Below are 1,151 nucleotides of genomic sequence, written 5' to 3'. Positions count from 1 at the left end.
GCCTAGCCTGCTCTGACTGGTCCGGTTTGATTGTTAGTGCATAATTGGCCGCTGGTCTATTGGCACGATGGTTTCCGGTGCTGGAGGCCGGTATCCCAAGGCGCTGTGGGGGCGTTTTGTATTGTAGTGTTTGCGCCAGTTTTCGATGACGATCTGTGCTTCTCTCAGGGAGTAGAAGACCTCCCTGTTCAGCAGTTCATCTCTGAACCGGGCGTTGAAGCTCTCGACATAACCGTTCTCCCAAGGGCTGCCCGGCTCGATAAACGCTGTTCGCGCGCCTACTGCCTCGATCCAGCCCCTGACATCCTTCGCAACGAACTCAGGGCCATTGTCGCTTCGCACAAATGCCGGCGGTCCGCGTAAGATGAACAGATCAGTCAGGGCGTCGATGACGTCCGTCGAGTTCAGCCTGCGCTTCACCCGGATTGTCAGGCATTCCCGGCTGAACTCATCGAGGATGTTCAATGTGCGGAACGCCTTGCCATCATCGGTACGGCAATGGACAAAGTCATAGCTCCAGACATGGTTGCGATGCTCAGGCCGAAGCCGGATACATGACCCGTCGTTTAGCCAGAGCCTCGACTTCTTCGGTTGTTTTGGCGGCACTTTCAGCCCCTCCCGTTTCCACAGCCGCTCGACACGGCCATCACTGACCTGCCAGCCCGCGTCTCTCAACAACGCCGCAACGCGACGATAGCCGTAGCTGCCGTACTGCCTAGCCAATTCAATCATGTCCGCTACAAGCCGGTCTTCATCTGCCCTGCCGTGCGGCTGATACCTTTGCGTTGATCGATGCTGCCCCAGTGCCCGGCAGACCCGGCGTTCCGATACCTTCATCTGACTTCGGATCAGATCAATGCAGGCGCGCCGGCGGACGGGGCTCAGAAGTTTCCCCGGGCAGCCTCCTTCAGAATGAGCTTGTCCAGCGTCAGATCCGATACGGCTTTGCGTAGTCGCTCATTCTCCTTCTGGAGACGTTTGAGTTCCTTCAGTTGGTCGGTTCCCATACCGCCATACTGCTTGCGCCAGCGGTAATAGGTTTGTTCGGTTATGCGCACTTCGCGGATCGCATCCACGCGCTGCACTCCTTGCCCGACAAGCACGTCAACCTGCCGTAGCTTCTGAACTATTTCCTCGGGCTTGTGCCGCTT

1 protein-coding gene is annotated in these 1,151 nt (G+C 57.6%); it reads right to left on the bottom strand.

Annotation, left to right across the window (positions count from 1 at the left end; genetic code table 11):
- Positions 1–33: 33 nt before the first annotated feature.
- Positions 34–1,151 (bottom strand): IS3 family transposase gene (locus tag KG698_RS15345; protein WP_213686410.1). Its coding sequence is split into 2 segments (ribosomal slippage), with 1,119 coding nucleotides annotated over them: positions 34–896 and positions 896–1,151; the frame shifts between segments, so codons are not numbered across the junction. This gene is flagged as partial in the annotation.

It is taken from the genome of Roseicyclus sp., from assembly GCF_018402035.1.
Lineage (GTDB): Bacteria > Pseudomonadota > Alphaproteobacteria > Rhodobacterales > Rhodobacteraceae > Roseicyclus.
This window is presented reverse-complemented; position numbering and strand designations above follow the sequence as displayed.